Origin of the sequence: Nocardioides imazamoxiresistens, from assembly GCF_032378595.1 — a bacterium.
Lineage (GTDB): Bacteria > Actinomycetota > Actinomycetes > Propionibacteriales > Nocardioidaceae > Nocardioides > Nocardioides imazamoxiresistens.
The window spans coordinates 149,510-167,851 of the sequence record NZ_JAVYII010000009.1; the positions used below are offsets into that span (position 1 = coordinate 149,510).

Consider the following 18,342-nt stretch of genomic DNA (forward strand, 5'->3'; position numbering starts at 1 on the left):
CTCAGCCCAGCGGACCGTCGCCGGGACGGGCGTTGAACAGCCGCAGGCTCGCACGGCCAGCGCCGTCGGCGTCCGGCTGCTCACCGGGAGCCGGCGGGTAGTGCGCGACGACGCTGACCGACGCGGGCGCCAGCTCCATCCGGAAGACCGCGTCGAGCGGCGCGTCCAGCGCCTGCGCGACGAGCACCTTGATCGGCGTGACGTGGGAGACGACCACGACGGTGCGCCCGGCGTACTCCTCCAGCACGCGCCCCAGGCCGGCGCGCACCCGTGCCTCGACCTCGCGGAACGACTCCCCCGTGCCGCCGGCACGGGCGTCCAGGGACCCCAGCCAGTCGTCGAGGCCGGAGCGGTCGCGCTCCCGGGCCTCGGCGAACGTCAGCCCGTCCCAGGCGCCGAACTCCATCTCCGCCAGGCCGGGCTCCGTGCGCAGCGGCACGCCGAGCACGGCGGCGAGGATCTCGGCCGACTCGTGCGCGCGCCGCACCGGCGACGTGACGACGGCGGCGACCTGCTCGCCGAGCGGTCGCAGCCACTCGGCCGTGGCCCGCACCTGGGCGCGGCCCTCCGCGACGAGACCGGGGTTCGCCGCGGCCAGGCCGCCGGAGAACCGCTTGTCGCGGGTGTGCTCGGTGACGCCGTGGCGCACGAGCACCAGCGTCGTGGCCGGCGCGAGGGCCGGGGCCGCAGGGGCCGCGGTGGCCGGCTGCGACCGGGCGTCCTGCTCCGCGAGGTCGAGCTCGCCCTGGACCTCGCCCTGGACCTCGCCCTGGACCTCGCCCGTGCGCGCCTCCGGCGCGGGGTCGCCCAGCAGCAGCTCGACGCCCTCCCGCTCGCCGTCGAGCGCCTGGTTGGCGAGCCGGTCGGCGGCGGCGTTCTCGGCCCGCGGGACCCAGGTGTACCGGACGTCCGACGGGGCCAGCTCGCCCGCCCGGAGCGCGAGGGGGCGCATGTCGGGGTGCTTGATCCGCCAGCGTCCCGCCATCTGCTCGACGACGAGCTTGGAGTCCATGCGCACCTCGACGGCCGCGTCGGGCGCGAACTCCCGCGCCAGCTCCAGGCCGGCGATGAGGCCGCGGTACTCCGCGACGTTGTTCGTGGCGCGACCGATCGTCGCGCCGTCGTGGGCGATCACCTCGCCCGTCGCGGGGTCGCGCAGGAGTGCGCCGTACGCCGCCGGGCCGGGGTTGCCGCGCGACCCGCCGTCCGCCTCGACGACGACGGCGGACCAGCGTCGGGTCACAGGCCGGACTCGCCCGTCCGCACGAGGATCCGCGAGCACTCCTCGCACCGCACGACGTCCTCGACGCCGGCGCGCTTGATCACGGCCAGCTCGGCGTTGTCGAGCGTGAGGCGGCAGCCTCCGCACTCGCGGCGGCGCAGCTCGGCGGCGCCGATGCCGCCCTTCTGGGCGCGCAGCTTGTCGTAGAGGGCCAGCAGGTCGGCCGGCAGGTCGGCCACCAGCGGGGCGCGCTCGGCGGTGCCGGCGGCGAGCTGCTCGTCGATGTCGGCCCACGTGCGGTCGCGCGTGGTCTCGAGCTCGCCCGTGCGGGCGTCGAACCCCGCGAGGCGCTCCTCCGCGCTGCGCAGGCGGGCCTGCGCCTCCTCGAGACGCTCCATCACCTCGAGCTCCGCGTCCTCCAGGACGCCGATGCGGCGCTCGAGGGAGACGAGCTCGCTCTGGATCCGCTCGAGGTCCTTGGGGTTGGTGACCAGGCCGGCGTCGAGCCGCTGCTGGTCGCGGGCACGGCGGGCGCGCACCTGCTCGGCGTCGGCCTCGGCCTTGGCCTGCTCGCGGCTGAGGTCGTCGACGGCGATCCGGGCGTCCCGGGCCTCGTCGTCGACGCCCCGCCGCTCGGCGGCCAGGGACGCGAGCTCTGTGAGCTCGGGCAGGTGGGAGCGCTGGTGGCGCAGCTGGTCCAGACGCGAGTCCAGCGCCTGGACGTCGAGCAGCTTCAGCTGGGCGAACGGATCGGCTTTGATCACTCGCTCCTCTCGGAGTGGTCGGTGGGGTCGACGCGGAACTGCCACGGGTCGGTGCGCAGCTCGCTCACGCGGGTCTCCACCCTATCGCCGAGCGCGGCCACCAGCCGCTCCGCGACCACCGGGAGCCACGTCGACTCCGCGGCCCAGTGCGCGACGTCGACCAGCGCGGGGCCGCCCTCGGCGACGAACTCCGCCGCGCGGTGGTGGCGCAGGTCGCTGGTGACGTAGACGTCGACGTCGCTGCCGGCGAGCCGGTCGAGCAGGAAGTCGCCGGCCCCGCCGCACACGGCGATCCGGCGCACGGAGCGCGCGGGGTCGCCCGCGACACGGACGCCGCCGGCCGTCGCGGGCAGGGCGTCGGCGACCGTGCGGGCGAAGTCGCCCAGCGTCGTGCGCTCGACGACCCCCACCCGGCCCGTGCCGCTGCTCAGCGCCTGGGGGTCGGCCAGCTCGACGACGTCGTAGGCCGGCTCCTCGTAGGGGTGGGCGGCGACGAGGGCCGCCACCACGCGTCGGCGCAGCCGCCGCGGCAGCACGGCCTCGACGCGCTCCTCGTCGACGATCGCGATGTCGCCGACGGTCCCCACCGTCGGCTCGGCGCCCTCGAGGGGGCGGAAGCGACCCCGGCCGGGGGTGGAGAAGGTGCAGTGGTCGTAGTGGCCGATGGCGCCCGCGCCCGCCTCCGCGATCGCCGCGCGCACCGGCGCGGCCGCGTCGGTGGGCACCATCACGGTGACCTTGTCGTAGGGCTCGCCCGACCCCGGGACGATCGGCTCCTGCTCGGTCAGTCCCAGCGCGGTGGCCAGCGCCTCGGAGACCCCGCCGACCGCCTGGTCGGCGTTGGTGTGGGCGACCAGCAGCGCGCACCCGGCCTCGGCGAGGCGCGCGAGCGTACGGCCCTTCGGCGTCGTCGCCGCGAACCCGTGGACCGGCGTCAGGAAGAGCGGGTGGTGCACGAGCAGGAGGTCGGCGCCCCAGTCGGCGGCCTCGGCCGCGACGGCCTCGTCGACGTCCACCGCGAACATCACCTTGCGCACGGTGCGCGTCGGGTCGCCGTAGACCAGCCCCACCGCGTCCCAGTCCTCCGCCGTCGCCGGAGGGAACCATCCGTGCACCAGGTCGACCACATCGCCCAACGTCGTCATGCCCGCCACCGTATCGGCAGCCGCGGGGCCGGTCGGACCGGGCGCAGCAGCGCCCGTCGACCGCTAGTTGACCTGGCGGTCGCGGCCCTCCCAGTACGGCGCGCGCAGCTTGAACTTCTGCAGCTTGCCGGTCGCGGTGCGGGCCAGCTCGTCTCGGATCTCGACCGAGGTGGGCGACTTGTAGCCGGCGAGGCGCTCCTTGCACCACGCGATGAGCGTGGCCTCGTCGGCCTGCTCCCCCGGCGCCAGCACGACGAGGGCCTTGATCGTCTCGCCCCACTTCTCGCTGGGCACGCCGATCACCGCCACCTCGGCGACCGCCGGGTGCGAGAAGAGCGCGTCCTCGACCTCGATCGAGGAGACGTTCTCGCCGCCGGTGATGATGACGTCCTTCTTGCGGTCGCTGATCGTCAGGTAGCCGTCCTCGCCCACCACGCCGCCGTCACCGGTGCGGAACCAGCCGCCCTCGAGCGAGCGCGCCGACTCCTCGGGCTGCTCCCAGTAGCCCTCCAGCACGTGGTTGGAGCGGGTGAGCACCTCGCCGTTCTCGTCGGTGCGCACGCGCACGCCCAGCGCCGGGGCACCCGCGCGCACGAGCCTCGCGGCCCGCTCCTCGGCGTCCAGGTGGTCCCACTCGGCCCGGCTGCGGTTCACGGTGATGAGCGGGGAGGTCTCGGTGAGGCCGTAGATCTGGATGAACTCCCAGCCCAGCTCCTCCTCGACCCGCGCGACCGTGCGGGTGGGCGGCGGCGCGCCCGCCACGATGATCCGCACGCGGTCGCGGCCCGGCACCTCGCCGTCCCACTGCTGCGCCGCCTCGAGCACCGCGGCGATCACCGCCGGGGCCGCGCACAGGTAGGTCACCCCGTGCTCCTCGACCCGGCGCAGGATCTCGGCGCCGTCCACCTTCCGCAGGACGACCTGCGTGACGCCCAGGCCGGCCGCCGCGAACGGCATGCCCCAGCCGTTGGCGTGGAACATCGGCAGCGTGTGCAGGTAGACGTCGCGGTCGGTGACGCCGGCGTGCAGCGCGAACGTGGTGGCGTTGAGCCAGATGTTGCGATGGGTGATCTGCACGCCCTTCGGCCGCGCCGTCGTGCCGGACGTGTAGTTGATGCACGCCGTCGCGTTCTCGTCGGGCTCCCACTCGCGGGGCTCGGTGCCCTCCGGCGCGTAGAGGTGCTCGTCGCGGCCCAGCACGAAGCGGTGCTCGCAGGGCACGTCGGCCAGCGCCTCGTCGAGCTCCGGGTCGACGTAGAGCACCCGCGCCCCCGAGTGCTCGACGATGTAGCGGACCTCGTCGGGGCGCAGGCGGAAGTTCACCGGCACCAGCACCCGGCCGTGGCCCGCGACCCCGAAGAACGAGGTGAGCAGCCGAGCGCTGTTGTGCGACACGACGGCCACGCGCTCCCCGACCCCGATGCCCAGCGTGTCGAGGTGCGCGGCCTGGCGCCGGGCCAGCGCGTGCATGTCGGCGTACGTCACCTCGCCCAGGGAGGCGGCGGGCTGCTGCGGCTCGTCCACGACGCCGGTGCGGTCGCCGTAGACGACGGCCGCGCGGTCGATGAAGTCGCGCACGCTCAACGGGACGATCACGGGTGCCTCCTCGCAGGGATCGATGTGTGACGGCGGCCACTCTAGGCACGCCCCCGTTGCGGCAGCGTTGCCCGGTCTCCTGCCCGAGCCCCGGATGAGGGTCCTCTCATGAACCTGGTGGCTCCGATGGCGGTGCGGCAGGATCGTCCCCGCCATGTCGAACGTGTTGAAGGTCCTGCTCGGAGTCGTCGTCGGAGTCGTCGTCGGCGGCTTCGGCATCCACGCCCTCGCCTCGGAGTCGCGCACCCCCGACGTCGGTCCGGCGGTCACCCCGACCTCGGAGCCGACCACGCCCGCTCCCACCTCGTCCGAGCCCACGAGCGGCCCGACCACCGACCCGACGACGCAGCCCGGCGGGTCCGGCGGCTCCGGCGGCTCCGGCGGCTCCGGCGGGTCGGGCGGTTCCGGGTCCGGCGGTTCCGGCTCGGCGCCCCGCACGGTGACGCCGGCGCCGCCCCCGGTGACCGGCGACGATGACGACGACGATGACGACGACCACGAGGTCGACGACGACTCGGACGACTCCGACGACGGGGACGACGACTGAGCGCCCCGCTCCCCGCCTCGACCGACGCGCCCGCCGTTCCCGACCGCGCGCGCCGCCCCCGTCGCCCCCGGCCCGCCGGCCCGCGGACGGGGGCCTCGGTGCGCCTGCGGATCACGACGACGGTGGCGGTGCTCGTCGCGCTGGCCCTCGCCGGCGCCGGGACGAGCTTCTACCTCATCGAGGAGCGGCGCATCGAGGTCGCCCGCATCGCCAACATCGACCAGGAGCTGGCCGAGTTCCGCCAGTTGGCCAGGTCCCCCGGCCCCTACAGCACGGCTCCCGACCCCGAGACCGGGGAGGCGTTCACCGGGGTGGCGGACCTGCTGTTCGGCTACGTGCAGAGCAACGTGCCGACGGAGGACGAGCTCCTGGTCGGCTGGTGGGACGACGGCGTGGAGGTGCGCCAGGACCTCGACGGCGACCGGGACGAGGTGGCCGCGGCCGACGAGTTCGCCGACGCCGTCCGACCGCTCGTCGAGGGCGGTGGCTACGTCGAGGTCACCGTGGACGGTCTCGACCTCTTCCTCACGGTGCAACCCGCCTCGGCCGCAGCTCCCGACGGGAGCATCCAGTCCGGCGCCCTCGTCGTCGTCTCCTACGTCGACGTCGCCGACCGGCAGCTCGTCGAGACCATCCGGACCTACGCGGTCGTCGCCGCGGTCGCCCTGCTGCTCGTGGTCGGGGTCGCCGCCGTCCAGTCGGGCCGCCTCCTGCGGCCGCTGCGGGTGCTGCGCCGCAGCGCCGAGGAGATCAGCGAGACGGACCTGACGCGCCGCGTGCCCGAGACCGGCAACGACGACATCACGGCGCTGACCCGGACGGTCAACGGCATGCTCGACCGGATCGAGAACGCGTTCGTCGGCCAGCGGCAGTTCCTCGACGACGCCGGGCACGAGCTGCGCACGCCCCTCACGATCCTCGGCGGGCACCTGGAGCTGCTGGAGGTCGACGGGCCGGAGGCCGCCGAGACCCGCGACCTGCTGCTCGACGAGGTCGACCGCATGTCGCGCCTGGTCGAGGACCTGCTGCTGCTGGCCAAGAGCGACCGGCCGGACTTCCTCTCGCTGCGTCCCGTCGAGGTCGCCGACCTGCTGCCCGGCGTGCTGGCCAAGGCGCGGGCGCTGGGCGAGCGGCGCTGGACGCTCGAGGTGCCGCCCGAGCGCCCGCGCCGGCTCCTCACGGCCGACGAGCAGCGCCTCACCCAGGCGCTGCTGCAGCTGTGCGGCAACGCCGTGAAGCACACGCGCGAGGGCGACGTGGTCGCGATCGGCTACGACGCCCCGGCGCCGGGGCGGGTACGCCTGTGGGTCCGCGACACCGGCCCCGGCGTGCCCGAGGCCGACCGCGAGCGGATCTTCGAACGGTTCGGTCGCAGCGAGGTGGCGCCCGACGACGACGGCTTCGGGCTCGGCCTGTCGATCGTGTCGGCCATCGTCGCCGCCCACGACGGCACCATCCACGTCGAGCAGGCCGACCCGCCGGGCGCTCGCTTCGTGATCGGCCTGCCCGCCCTGCCCCCGACGACCGGCACCCCCAGCGCGCCGGCCGATCATCACGTCCAGCCCGACCAGCCCGACCAGCCCGGAGAGGACCCCACACGCCCGTGGCCAGCATCCTGATCGTCGAGGACGAGGAGCGCATCGCCTCCTTCGTCGCCAAGGGCCTGCGGGCCGACGGCCACTCCGTGACCGTGGTGGCGGACGGGCTCGACGGGCTCGACCACGCCCTCAGCGGCTCGTTCGACCTGATGGTCCTCGACATCGGCCTGCCGCGCCTCGACGGCTACGGCGTCCTGGACCAGCTCCGGTCGCAGGGCTCGAGGATGCCCGTGATCGTGCTGACGGCCCGCGACTCGGCCGCCGACACCGTCTCGGCCTTCGACGGCGGTGCCGACGACTACATGCCGAAGCCGTTCCGCTTCGCCGAGCTGCAGGCCCGGGTCCGCGCGCGGCTGCGCACCGCCCAGGGCGGCGGCGACCCGACCGCGGCCACCGTCCTCGACGTGGGTGCCGTCCGGCTCGACCTGCGCAGCCGCAGGGCCACGGTGTCGGGGCGCACGCACGAGCTCTCGGCCCGCGAGTTCACGCTCGCGGAGATGTTCCTGCGCAACTCCGGGCAGGTGCTCTCGCGCGAGCAGCTGCTCGACAAGGTGTGGGGTCTCGACTTCGACCCCTCCTCGAACGTCGTCGACGTCTACGTCGGCTACCTGCGCAAGAAGTTCGGCGCCTCGACCATCCAGACGGTGCGTGGCATGGGCTACCGCTACAACGGCTGACGCCCCGCCCGACCCCGAGGGGTCGGACAGGGCGTCCGGAGCGGGCCGGGCCGGGCGGGCCGGCCGCGGGCTCAGTCGTCGTCGCCGTCGTCGTCGTCCGAGTCGTCGTCCCGGTCGTCGTCATCGTCGTCCCGGTCGTCGTGGTCGTCGTCCCAGCGGTCGTCATCGTCGTCGCGGGACGGCGCCGGAGCGGGCGCAGGCGCCGGCGCCGGTGCGGGTCGTGTCGCCGGGGTGCTCGGGGGCCGCGGCGCGGTCGCGCGGTCGTCGCCCCGGTCGTCGTCCTGGCCGTCGTCCTGGCCGCCGCCACGCGGCGCCGCAGGAGCGGCAGGAGCGGGCGTGCTGGGCGCCGTGCTGGGAGCGGCCGTCGGGGCGGAGGTCGCGGGGCTGGTCGGCTCCGTCGTGGGTTCCGGGGTCGGCTCCGGGGTCGACCCGTCGTCGGTGTCGTCGGTGTCGTCGGTCGCCTGGCTCGAGGAGGCGGCCGGCCGCGCGTCGGCCGGGCTGACGTCGGGGCCGCCGACGGAGGGCAGGGCCAGCAGCGCGGCGCCCACCACGCCGAGCAGGGCGACGATGCCCGGCAGGATCACCTTCATCAACATGGTCGAGCTCCTTCACGCGTCGTTCGGATGTGATCCGAACGGTGCGTCCCCGCGGTGAGGCACGGGTGAGCGGACGATGAGAGCCCTCTCACGCGCCGGCGGCCCGCGCTGCCACGGGACGGGGTCGGCTCGGGGTCGGCGGGGAGGGTGGGCGAAGAGGGGCTCGAACCCCCGACCTTCCGGGTGTAAACCGGACGCTCTGACCAGCTGAGCTATTCGCCCTCGGCGGCGCTCACCCTACGACAGCGCGGCTCGGCGGCCGGCGTCGAGGCCGGAAATGCAGAAGTCGCGCCGCTGGCGTCTCGGGTCACCAGCGGCGCGACATGAAGATTCTGCAACAGGCGGGTGACGACCTGCCACGACCCGCGTCCCATGTCTCACATCCCGGACCCTGGTCTGGACCAGGGGGGCCGGCTGTGGATCGGGCCGACGGTCAGTCGCTGAGCGCGGCGCGCAGCGCCATCAGGTGCGCGTCGAGGTCGCGACCCGCCGCCATCTCGTTGTGCACCGACCAGCTGACCCGGCCCGCGCGGTCGACGACGTAGGACGAGCGGCTCGGGCACCCCCGCTCCGCGTCGAACACCCCGTAGGCCCTCGCGACCTCGCCGTGCGGCCAGAAGTCCGACAGCAGCGGCACCGTCAGGCCGTCGCGGTCGGCGAAGGCACGCAGGGCGTACACCGGGTCGCAGGAGACGACCAGCAGCTCGGTGTCGAACGTCAGGAACTCCGCGACCCGCGCCTGGACGGCGCCGAGCTCGCCGGTGCACACGCCCGAGAACGCGAACGGCAGGAACATCAGGGCGACCGCCTTGCGGTCGCGGAAGTCGGAGAGCCGCACCGTCTGGCCGAACTGGTCCCGCAGCGCGAGGTCGGGCGCGGGGACTCCGACCGGTACGCCGGGCGGGGTCACGGTCGCCAGGGATTCGGACATGGACGCATCCTCGCACCCCGGCCCACGGCGTACCGCCTCCGCCCGTCGTCCCCGGCGCCCCCCGCCCGCCACGCTCAGTCGCGGTCCAGCTCGCGCTTGAGGACCTTGCCGGTGGCGTTGCGGGGCAGCTCGTCGAGGAAGACGATGTCGCGGGGCACCTTGTAGCGCGCGAGGTTCTGCTTGACCCACGAGCGCAGGTCCTCCTCGTCGACGTCGCCGCCGTCGACCCGCACGACGTACGCCCGCAGCCGCCGGCCGAAGTCGTCGTCGTCCACGCCCACCGCGGCGACGTCGGCCACGCCGGCGTGCCGGGCGAGGCAGTCCTCGACCTCCCGGGGGAAGACGTTCTCGCCGCCCGACACGATCATCTCGTCGTCGCGGCCCTCGACGTAGAGCCGGCCGTCGCTGCCGAAGCGGCCGACGTCGCCGGACGACATCAGCCCGTCGACGACCTCCTTGGCGCCGCCGCCGGTGTAGCCCTCGATCTGCAGGTCGTTGCCCACGAAGATGCGCCCCGGGTCGCCGTCGGCCACGGGCCGGCCCTGCTCGTCGAGGATCTTGACGACGGTCGCGTGCGGCAGCCGGCCCGCGGAGCCCGGTGCCTCCCGCAGGTCGGCCGGGTCGGCGATGCTGGCCCACGCCACCTCGGTCGAGCCGTAGGTGCTCCACAGGTTGTCGCCGAACCGGTCCATCCAGGTGAGGGCCAGGTCGCCCGGCAGCGCCGAGCCGGACGACGCGACCACCTCGAGGTCGTCGAGGCGTACGCCCTCCAGCCTCGCGTCACCGAGGGCCAGGATGCGCTGGAGCATCACGGGGATGACGACGAACGACTGGCAGCGCTCCTGCCGCAGCACCTCGAGCGCCTCGGCCGGGTCGAAGCGTCGGCGCAGCACCAGGGTCGTGCCCAGCAGCATCGCGAGCTGGTAGTGGGCGAACCCCCAGGTGTGGAAGAGGGGCGCGGCGACGTAGCAGCGCCACCCGGTGCGCAGCGGCATGCGCGAGAGGAGGCTGACGGCGGCGGGGATGCCGCCCTGCGGGCGCGGTGCACCCTTCGGCGTCCCCGTGGTGCCGGAGGTGAGGATGATGGTGCGCCCCTCCCGGGAGGGGGCCTGCAGCTCCTCGGTGGAGCCGGAGGCGATCAGCCGCTCCAGCGTCGCCGGGGCGTCCTCGCCGTGCGGCTCGGAGTCGGTCCAGGCGAGGACGCGCTCCGCCACGCCGGCCTCGGCGAGCAGGTCGGTGAACTCCTCGTCGTGCACCACGAGCCGCGGGGCCTCGCGCTCCAGCACGTCGACGAGCTGCGGTCCCGCGAAGGCGGTGTTGAGGTAGAGCACGTCCGCGCCGAGCTTGCTGACGGCGATGGATGCCTCGACGAAGCCGCGGTGGTTGCGGCACATCACGGCCACGCCGTCGCCCTCGCCGACCCCGCGCTCGCGCAGCGAGGCGGCCAGGGCGTTGGTGCGACGGTGCAGCTCGGACCAGGTCAGCTCACCCCGCTCGTCGACGATGCCGACGTCGTCGGGGGCGCGCAGCGCGAGCGTCCGGAAGCCGCCGGCGGGGCTGGTGCCCCACGCCCGCAGGGTGCCGAGCATCCGCGCCAGCACCTGCGGCGGGTAGGGCCGGACGATCCCGGACCCCACGAGGACCCGCAGGCTCACGCCCGCCTCGGACACCTTCGTCTTCCACGCAGCCATCGACGACTCTCCTCCTCGGGGGCGGGGTTCCGCGCCCACAGTAGCGAGGAGGGAGCCGTCAGTGAACACTTGGTGTCACATCGAGTTACAACTCACGCCCGAGGTGCCCGAGCCGGGGGTCGGGGCTCGCGACCCGCTCAGGGGTGCTTCGGCGCCACGAGGCGGGTGGCCGACCAGTCCTTGCTCACCGGGGCGCTCGTCGTCTGCTGCAGACCTGCCACAGGCGCCGCCTCCGCGACGTCGGCCGGGTCCACGGCGCCCGGACGACCCACCTTCGGGGTGAGGAGCCAGATGGCGCCGCCGCCCACGAGGTCCGTCAGGGCGTCGACCAGGCCGTCCACCAGGTCGCCGTCGTCGGCGCGCCACCACAGCAGCACCGCGTCCACCACGTTGCCGTGGTCACCGTCCACGAGGTCGGCGTCGAGGGCCTCCTCGACGGCGGCACGCAGCTCGTCGTCGGTGTCCTCGTCCCAGCCGAGCTCCTGGACGACCATTCCCTTGGTCAGTCCGAGCCGGTCGGCCGCTCCGGCCGCACCGACGGTCTGGGTGGAACCGCCACCCGAGGTCGCGCTCAACGTGCCCCTCCAACTCTGTCCGGTCGTGCTCTGGTCCCGCTGGTCCGCGGGGTGCGTCGTAGTCCAGCGGGTTTCCCCACGGTCCGCAACCCGTTCGCCCTCAAAGTCCGGGCCCGGTTCCCCCGGGCACGGCGCCCGACCGCGTACTGACGGGTAGATTTCGTGACGCTCCGGCACGTGCGACGATGGCCGATGTGACCGCTGACCCGACACCCCGATCCAGCCAGTCGCGAGCCTCATCCCCGTCCGTGATCCACGAGGGCCTGCCGACCCAGTTGCCCGACATCGACCCGGACGAGACCAGCGAGTGGCTCGACTCCTTCGACTCCCTGATCGACGACCGTGGGCGTGACCGAGCCCGCTACCTGATGCTGCGCCTGCTGGAGCGGGCCCGCGAGAAGCAGGTCGGCGTGCCCGGCCTGCGCTCGACGGACTACATCAACACGATCCCGCCGGAGCGCGAGCCCTGGTTCCCCGGCGACGAGGAGATCGAGCGCCGGATCCGGGCCTACATCCGCTGGAACGCGGCGGTCATGGTCTCGAGCGCCAACCGCAAGGGCCTCGAGGTCGGTGGCCACATCGCGACCTACCAGTCGTCCGCGAGCCTCTACGAGGTCGGCTTCAACCACTTCTTCCGCGGCAAGGACGCGGAGGGCATGGGCGACCAGATCTACATCCAGGGCCACGCCTCCCCCGGCGTGTACGCCCGCGCGTTCCTCGAGGGCCGCCTGGACGAGGACCAGCTCTACCGCTTCCGCCAGGAGGTGCAGCACGGCGTCGGGGCCGGCCTGTCGTCCTACCCGCACCCCCGCCTCATGCCGGAGTTCTGGGAGTTCCCCACGGTCTCCATGGGCCTCACGGCCATCGGGTCCATCTACCAGGCCCGCTTCAACCGCTACCTGCACAACCGCGGCGTCAAGGACACCAGCGCGCAGCGCGTGTGGGCGTTCCTCGGCGACGGCGAGATGGCCGAGCCCGAGTCGCTGGGCGCGATCCGCGTCGCCGCCCGCGAGGAGCTCGACAACCTGACCTGGGTCATCAACTGCAACCTGCAGCAGCTCGACGGCCCCGTCACGGGCAACGGCAAGATCATCCAGGAGCTGGAGTCCAACTTCCGCGGCGCCGGCTGGAACGTCATCAAGGTCGTCTGGGGCCGCGAGTGGGACCAGCTCCTCGCCCGCGACGTCGACGGCGTGCTGGTCAACAAGATGAACAGCACCCCCGACGGTGCGTTCCAGACGTACTCCGTCGAGACCGGTGACTACATCCGCAACAGCTTCTTCGGCGGCGACCAGCGCCTGCGCGCGATGGTCGAGCACATGTCGGACGAGCAGATCCGCAAGCTGCCCCGCGGCGGCCACGACTACCGCAAGGTGTACGCGGCGTTCGACGCGGCCACGAAGCACACGGGCCAGCCGACCGTGATCCTGGCGCAGACCATCAAGGGCTGGACGATCGACGCCCTCGAGGGCAAGAACGCCACGCACCAGATGAAGAAGCTGACGCAGGAGGACGTGAAGCGCTTCCGCGACCGCCTCTACCTGCCGATCTCGGACCGCGACCTTGACCTGTCCTACGAGCAGACCGGTGCCGCGCCGTTCTTCCGCCCGGCCGCCGACTCGCCCGAGATGGAGTACATGATGGAGCGGCGCAAGCAGCTCGGCGGTTCGCTGCCGAAGCGCGTCAACCGCTCCACGATGCTGAAGCTGCCCGGCGACAAGGTCTACGCGGACCTGAAGAAGGGCGCCGGCAAGAACAAGGTCGCCACGACCATGGCCGCCGTCCGCCTGCTGCGCGACTGGATGCGCGACCCGGAGATCGGTCAGCGCATCGTCCCGATCGCGCCGGACGAGTACCGCACCTTCGGCATGGACTCGATGTTCCCGAGCGCCAAGGTCTACAACCCGATGGGCCAGACCTACGAGTCCGTCGACCGCAACATGCTGCTGGCCTACAAGGAGTCGACCTCGGGGCAGCTGCTCCACGAGGGCATCTCCGAGGCGGGCGCCATGGCCTCCGCGACGGCCGCGGGCTCGGCGTACAGCACCCACGGCGAGCACATGATCCCGTTCTACATCTTCTACTCGATGTTCGGGTTCCAGCGCACCGGCGACTCGATCTGGGCGATGGCCGACCAGCTCTCGCGCGGCTTCCTCGTCGGCGCGACCGCGGGTCGCACCACGCTGACCGGCGAGGGCCTGCAGCACGCCGACGGGCACTCTCCGCTGCTGGCCGCCACCAACCCCGCGGTCGTGCACTACGACCCGGCGTTCGCCTACGAGGTCGGGCACATCATGCGCTCGGGCCTGGAGCGCATGTACGGCTCGAGCGAGGCGCACCCCGAGGGCGAGAACGTCATCTTCTACATGACGGTCTACAACGAGCCGGTGGCGCAGCCCGCCGAGCCCGAGGACGTCGACGTCGAGGGTCTGCTCAAGGGCATCCACAGGGTCTCCGTGTCGGACAAGGAGGGCCCGCGCGTGCGGCTGCTCGCCTCCGGCGTCGGCTTCCCGTGGATCGCCGAGGCGCAGCGCCTGCTCGCCGAGGAGTGGGGCGTGGCCGCCGACACCTGGTCGGTCACCTCGTGGAACGAGCTGGCCCGCGACGGCGTCGCCGCCGAGGAGTGGAACCTGCTCAACCCGGGCGAGAAGCCGCGCACGGCCTACGTGGCCGACAAGCTCGCCGGGTCCAGCGGTCCCGTGCTGGCGGTGTCCGACTACATGGCCGCGGTGCCGCTGCAGATCGCGCGCTGGGTGCCCGAGGACTACCGCGTCCTCGGCGCGGACGGCTTCGGCTTCGCCGACACCCGTCCGTCGGCCCGCCGGTTCTTCCACATCGACGCCCAGTCGGTCGTGGTCGCGGCGCTGCAGTCCCTCGCCGACGCCGGCGAGATCGACCCGGCGCTGGTGCAGAAGGCGTTCGACCAGTACAAGATCGACGACCCGACGTCCATGAAGGACGTCAAGCAGGAGGGTGGCGACGCCTGAGGCGTCGACACCGACCCACGTCACGGGGCCGCGGAGGCTCCCGCCGGCGGCCGACGAGAAATTCGTCGGCCGTCGCGGGAACATCCGCGGCCCTGCGTGCATCTGACCTTCCGTGAGCACCGTGCCGACCACCAAGACGCCCGCGACCGGCGGCGCGTCCACGCGCGAGTTCCCCATCCGCGTGCGGATGACGCCGTCGCAGAAGCAGGCCCTCGGTGGCGCCGTCGGCCTGCTGCAGAAGCTGGGCATGCACGACGACGTCGCCGTCGCGATGACACCGGTCAGCGCCGTGCCGCCGCCGCCCTCGGTCGTCGTCGTGGGCGAGGTCAAGCGCGGCAAGAGCACGCTGGTCAACGCCCTCACGGGCACCGACGTCTCCCCCACCGCGGCCGAGGTCATCACCACCGGGGTGATCGCCGTCGTCCCGCCCAGCGACGACCTCCCGGCGGGCACGGCCCGCGTGGAGCTCGCCGACGGCTCGCACCGTGACGCCCCCCGCGAGGAGGCCCTGGCCAGCCTCGCGGTCGAGGCGGACCCCCGCGACGCCGGGCACGCGGGCGTACCCGTCACGGAGCCGGCGACCACCGGAGACGGCGCGCCGCCCGTCGGCGTGCGGATCGCGGTCGAGTCGCGCTGGCTGCCCGGCGTCACGGTCTTCGACACCCCCGGGGTCGGCGGACTGCGAGCGGTGCACGGGCGGCGCGCCCGCGCCGCCGTGCAGCACGCCTCGCTGATGCTGTTCGTCTCGGACGGCGGGCAGGTCCTCACGGCGCCGGAGCTCGACTTCGTGCGCGAGGTGGCCGCGGGCTCCGCCTCCGTCGTGTTCGTGCTCAGCCGCACCGACCGCAACCCCACGACGTGGGAGGCCGTGCTGGCGGAGAACCGGCAGCTGCTGCAGACCCACGCTCCCCGGCTCGCCGACGCCCCGATCGTGCCGGTCGCCGCCACGTTCGCCGTCCAGGCGGCCGCCCACCCGGAGGCCGTCGCCGCGAAGCTGCTGGAGGCCTCGGGGATGGCGCGGCTCGCCGAGGTCGTCACCGAGCGGGTCGGCGACGCGTCGCGGGCCCGCATCGTGCACGCCCTCGAGGGCTGCGCGGACGGCCTGGGCGCCGCGCTCGAGGTGGCGGAGCGCGACGTGGCGCTGCTCGAGGGCGCCGACCCCGACGTCGTGGACGCCATGGTCACCGAGCGGGAGCGGCTCGCCGAGCTGCGCCACGACCTGCGCACCTCCCGGCTCGAGCTCGAGCGCGACCTCGGCCGGGTGCGGCACGCAACCCTCGACGTCCTCAACAAGGGCGCCGACGACGTGGTCACACGGATCAGCGCGACCATCTCGAAGCGCCGCGGCGCGGGGTCCAAGGGCGCGCAGCAGCAGTTCGCCGCGAACCTCGAGGCCGAGCTGGCCGTGCTCGTCGAGCACGTCCGGCGCGTCCTGGACGCCGGGGTCAAGCGCGTGGTCGCCGACGCCTTCGGCAGCCTGGACGCCCGCCCCCAGGGCCGCTTCGCGGCGCCGATCCGGCTGGGCGGGGGCCTGAGCCGCGTCCGCACCCGCACGGCCGCCACGACCAGCTCCAAGTTCGACCCGTCGGTCGCCACCACCGCGTTCCTCGGGGCCAACGTCGCCGCGCTCGTCGGGCTCGGCGGGCCGATCGGCATCCTCATCGCCGGCGGCTGGCTGACGCTCAACATCGGCTTCCGCGGCATGCGCGAGGGCCAGCAACAGCTGAACGCGATCCTCAACGACAACGTCAACACGCTGCGCCGCGAGCTCACCACCAGCGTCGACGCGGTGATCCGCGAGGTACGCCCGGAGTTGTACGTCGCCATGGAGGACCACCTGAAGTCCTGCATCGGCGAGCTGGACGGGATGATCAAGGCCAGCGAGGCGCAGTCGGCGCGCTCGCAGGCCGAGCAGGAGCAGGCCAGGGCGGAGGCGCGGCGCCGCCGCGACACCGTGGCCGCTCGACGAGCAACGGTGCTGGAGGAGCTCGAGGCCCTCCGGCGGGAGAGAGCGGAGCTGACATGAGCGAGAACGAGACCGACCCCGGCGCCGTCACCGGCCTCGTCGACGCCCTGCTCGACGAGGCCCCGGCCGAGGTGTGGGACGCGGCGCTGTCCGAGGCGTTCGCGGCCGACCTCGACGCCGAGGCGCTGACGGACCTGCTGCCCACCGACGTCGCCGACGTGACCGACGTGACCGGCGAGGACGGCGTGGTCGACGTGCTCGAGGTGACCGAGCCCGATCTGGACGGGGCGGACGGGGCGGACGGGGCGGCCGGGGCGGCCGGGGCGGACGGGACCGACGGGACTGGCGGCACCACGGCCGACGACGTGCTGACGTTCGTGGAGGACGAGCTCGACCTCGACGACCTCGACGCCGCCGTGGCGGACGCCGCGGGCGCGGGGGCCGAGGGAGCCGACGGGACGGACACGGCGTACGACGACGCGCACGACCACCACGACGCGTACGACGGCGCCCACGACGGCTACGACGGCTACGACGGCTACGACGGCTACGACGCGTGAGCGTCGCCGACCGCCGCCGGGTCCTCGAGGTCGTCGACCGGCTCTGCGAGGACCTCGCCCGCCCCCTGCCCGCGGCCGAGCGCGCGCCGTTCGAGGCGGTGCGCGAGACGCTGCACGCCCCGTTGCGCGTCGCGGTCGTCGGCCGGGTGAAGGCGGGCAAGTCGACGCTCGTCAACGCGTTGGTGGGCCGCCGGGTGGCGCCCACCGCCGCGGGCGAGTGCACGCAGGTCGTCACCTGGTACACCTACGGCTCCCCCGACCGCGCGGAGGTGCACCTGCGTGACGGGTCGACGCGCCCGCTGTTCCTCGAGAACGGCGCCGTGCCGGCGGGGCTCGACGTGCCGGTGGCCGAGGTCCGGCGCATCGTCGTGCACCTGCAGGCCGGTGCGCTGCGCGACCTGACGCTCATCGACACGCCCGGCCTGGCCACGTTGACCTCCGAGAACGAGGACGCCACGCGCCGGGCGCTGCTGGGCGACGGGTCCTCGACGGCCGCCGCGGGCGACGCCGACGCGCTGCTGTTCGCGATCCGCGAGGCCGAGCGCCAGGACGACTTCGAGTTCCTGCGCGACTTCCACCGCGCCTCGGGGTCGCTGGCCGCGACGGCCGTCAACGCCCTGTGCGTGCTGACCCAGGCGGACCTGTTCGGCAGCGGCGACCTGTCCGGCGGCGACCCGTTCGCCATCGCGGCCGAGGTCGCCCAGCGCATCGCCGTCGAGCACCCCACCGACTTCTCCGCGGTCGTGCCCGTCTCCGGCCTGATGGCGCAGACGGCGCGGACCGGCCTGGTCAGCGAGTCGCTCACCCGCTCGTTGCGCCAGCTCGCGGAGGCGGACCCGGTCCTGCTCCAGCTGTGGCGTCAGGTCGGCCCGCCCGAGGGCGTGAGCGAGGCCGAGATGACGACCCTGTGGGAGGCGGTCGGCCCCTACGGCGTCGTCGCCGGCCGCGAGCACGCCGGCTCCGGCGCGGCGGCGCTGCGGACGTGGCTGGGCGAGCGGTCCGGCGTCGACGCGGTCGACGACGCGGTGCGCCGCCAGCTGCTGCCCCGGGCCCACCTCATCAAGGCCATCCGGGCGCTGTCGGTGCTCAGCACGCTCGCCTCGCGGCTGCCCGACCCCGACGACGCGCGCTCGCGTCTCGAGGCCGCCCAGCTGGATCCCGACCTGCACCCGCTCGCCGAGCTGCGCGCGCTGCGCCTGCTGTCGGCGCACGCACCCACCTCGCCGCTGCTGCGTCGGCTCGAGACCGTGGTCGACGACCCCGCGCGCGTCAGCGAGGAGGCGGGCCGAGGGGACCGGGGGGACGCGGCTACCGCGCTGCGGCGGGCGTCGGCGTACGCCGTCGGCGAGGCCTCGCGCACCGTGGTGCCCGCGGAGATCGAGGCCGCCCGTGTGCTCGCGAGGTCCTACCAGCTGCTTGCGCGGCGCGTGGCAGGATCACGGGTGTGACCCGCACGGCCGCGGGCTCCGACGACCGCGGTTGAGCGA

The 18,342-nt window shown here is 74.0% G+C and carries 15 protein-coding genes and 1 tRNA gene; 7 read left to right on the forward strand and 9 right to left on the reverse strand.

What is annotated here, in order from left to right; translation table 11 throughout:
- Nucleotide 1: 1 nt before the first annotated feature.
- The 4 genes from RDV89_RS18205 to RDV89_RS18220 form a co-directional block, all read right to left on the reverse strand.
- Nucleotides 2–1,243 (reverse strand): bifunctional RNase H/acid phosphatase, encoded by a 1,242-nt coding sequence (locus RDV89_RS18205; protein ID WP_315735381.1) that lies wholly within the window; start codon nt 1,241–1,243, stop codon nt 2–4.
- Nucleotides 1,240–1,986, reverse strand: a complete 747-nt coding sequence (locus tag RDV89_RS18210; RefSeq protein WP_315735383.1) for a zinc ribbon domain-containing protein — start codon at nt 1,984–1,986, stop codon at nt 1,240–1,242. Before RDV89_RS18210 ends, RDV89_RS18205 begins: the two co-directional genes overlap by 4 nt.
- Nucleotides 1,983–3,131, reverse strand: a complete 1,149-nt coding sequence (locus tag RDV89_RS18215) for a Nif3-like dinuclear metal center hexameric protein (protein WP_315735385.1) — start codon at nt 3,129–3,131, stop codon at nt 1,983–1,985. The genes RDV89_RS18210 and RDV89_RS18215 overlap by 4 nt, the downstream gene beginning before the upstream one ends.
- A gap of 63 nt (nt 3,132–3,194) precedes the next feature.
- Nucleotides 3,195–4,727 (reverse strand): AMP-binding protein, encoded by a 1,533-nt coding sequence (locus RDV89_RS18220; RefSeq protein ID WP_315735387.1) that lies wholly within the window; start codon nt 4,725–4,727, stop codon nt 3,195–3,197.
- Between the two features lie 154 nt (nt 4,728–4,881).
- Between RDV89_RS18220 and RDV89_RS18225 the strand changes: the two genes are divergently transcribed.
- From RDV89_RS18225 to RDV89_RS18235, 3 genes are all read left to right on the forward strand, one after another.
- Complete coding sequence (locus tag RDV89_RS18225) at nt 4,882–5,274, forward strand: hypothetical protein (RefSeq protein ID WP_315735389.1); 393 nt, start codon at nt 4,882–4,884, stop codon at nt 5,272–5,274.
- A gap of 98 nt (nt 5,275–5,372) precedes the next feature.
- Nucleotides 5,373–6,893 (forward strand): sensor histidine kinase, encoded by a 1,521-nt coding sequence (locus RDV89_RS18230; protein ID WP_315735391.1) that lies wholly within the window; start codon nt 5,373–5,375, stop codon nt 6,891–6,893.
- On the forward strand, nt 6,878–7,549 hold the full coding sequence (locus tag RDV89_RS18235) for a response regulator transcription factor (protein WP_315735393.1): 672 nt from the start codon (nt 6,878–6,880) through the stop codon (nt 7,547–7,549). The genes RDV89_RS18230 and RDV89_RS18235 overlap by 16 nt, the downstream gene beginning before the upstream one ends.
- Nucleotides 7,550–7,620: 71 nt before the next feature.
- Here RDV89_RS18235 and RDV89_RS18240 read toward each other — a convergent pair whose 3' ends face one another.
- The 5 genes from RDV89_RS18240 to RDV89_RS18260 form a co-directional block, all read right to left on the reverse strand.
- Nucleotides 7,621–8,145 (reverse strand): hypothetical protein, encoded by a 525-nt coding sequence (locus RDV89_RS18240; RefSeq protein WP_315735394.1) that lies wholly within the window; start codon nt 8,143–8,145, stop codon nt 7,621–7,623.
- A 148-nt stretch (nt 8,146–8,293) separates the two neighbouring features.
- Nucleotides 8,294–8,367: transfer RNA gene (locus tag RDV89_RS18245), tRNA-Val, on the reverse strand.
- A gap of 211 nt (nt 8,368–8,578) precedes the next feature.
- The gene (locus RDV89_RS18250; protein ID WP_315735396.1) at nt 8,579–9,076 is read right to left on the reverse strand and encodes a peroxiredoxin; all 498 of its coding nucleotides are present in this window, start codon (nt 9,074–9,076) and stop codon (nt 8,579–8,581) included.
- Nucleotides 9,077–9,150: 74 nt separating this feature from the next.
- On the reverse strand, nt 9,151–10,767 hold the full coding sequence (locus RDV89_RS18255) for an AMP-binding protein (protein WP_315735398.1): 1,617 nt from the start codon (nt 10,765–10,767) through the stop codon (nt 9,151–9,153).
- 137 nt (nt 10,768–10,904) lie between these two features.
- Nucleotides 10,905–11,342: a DUF3052 domain-containing protein gene (locus RDV89_RS18260; protein ID WP_315735399.1), complete on the reverse strand. Its 438-nt coding sequence runs from the start codon at nt 11,340–11,342 to the stop codon at nt 10,905–10,907.
- 185 nt (nt 11,343–11,527) lie between these two features.
- Here RDV89_RS18260 and aceE point away from each other — a divergent pair, with 185 nt between their 5' ends.
- The 4 genes from aceE (at nt 11,528) to RDV89_RS18280 (ending at nt 18,303) form a co-directional block, all read left to right on the forward strand.
- Entirely contained in the window at nt 11,528–14,329 is a 2,802-nt protein-coding gene (gene aceE, locus RDV89_RS18265; protein ID WP_315735401.1) for a pyruvate dehydrogenase (acetyl-transferring), homodimeric type, read from the forward strand.
- Nucleotides 14,330–14,441: 112 nt separating this feature from the next.
- Complete coding sequence (locus RDV89_RS18270) at nt 14,442–16,355, forward strand: dynamin family protein (protein ID WP_315735403.1); 1,914 nt, start codon at nt 14,442–14,444, stop codon at nt 16,353–16,355.
- On the forward strand, nt 16,352–16,855 hold the full coding sequence (locus RDV89_RS18275; RefSeq protein ID WP_315735404.1) for a hypothetical protein: 504 nt from the start codon (nt 16,352–16,354) through the stop codon (nt 16,853–16,855). Before RDV89_RS18270 ends, RDV89_RS18275 begins: the two co-directional genes overlap by 4 nt.
- Nucleotides 16,852–18,303, forward strand: coding sequence for a dynamin family protein (locus RDV89_RS18280; protein WP_315735406.1), 1,452 nt, complete (start codon nt 16,852–16,854; stop codon nt 18,301–18,303). Before RDV89_RS18275 ends, RDV89_RS18280 begins: the two co-directional genes overlap by 4 nt.
- Nucleotides 18,304–18,342 lie beyond the last annotated feature (39 nt).

Coding starts and splice junctions, on each gene's coding strand:
- RDV89_RS18215 (WP_315735385.1), bottom strand. CDS start 3,131: ATGACGACGTTGGGCGATGTGGTCGACCTGGTGCACGGATGGTTCCCT.
- RDV89_RS18225 (WP_315735389.1), top strand. CDS start 4,882: ATGTCGAACGTGTTGAAGGTCCTGCTCGGAGTCGTCGTCGGAGTCGTC.
- RDV89_RS18240 (WP_315735394.1), bottom strand. CDS start 8,145: ATGTTGATGAAGGTGATCCTGCCGGGCATCGTCGCCCTGCTCGGCGTG.
- RDV89_RS18250 (WP_315735396.1), bottom strand. CDS start 9,076: ATGTCCGAATCCCTGGCGACCGTGACCCCGCCCGGCGTACCGGTCGGA.
- RDV89_RS18255 (WP_315735398.1), bottom strand. CDS start 10,767: ATGGCTGCGTGGAAGACGAAGGTGTCCGAGGCGGGCGTGAGCCTGCGG.
- aceE (WP_315735401.1), top strand. CDS start 11,528: ATGGCCGATGTGACCGCTGACCCGACACCCCGATCCAGCCAGTCGCGA.
- RDV89_RS18275 (WP_315735404.1), top strand. CDS start 16,352: ATGAGCGAGAACGAGACCGACCCCGGCGCCGTCACCGGCCTCGTCGAC.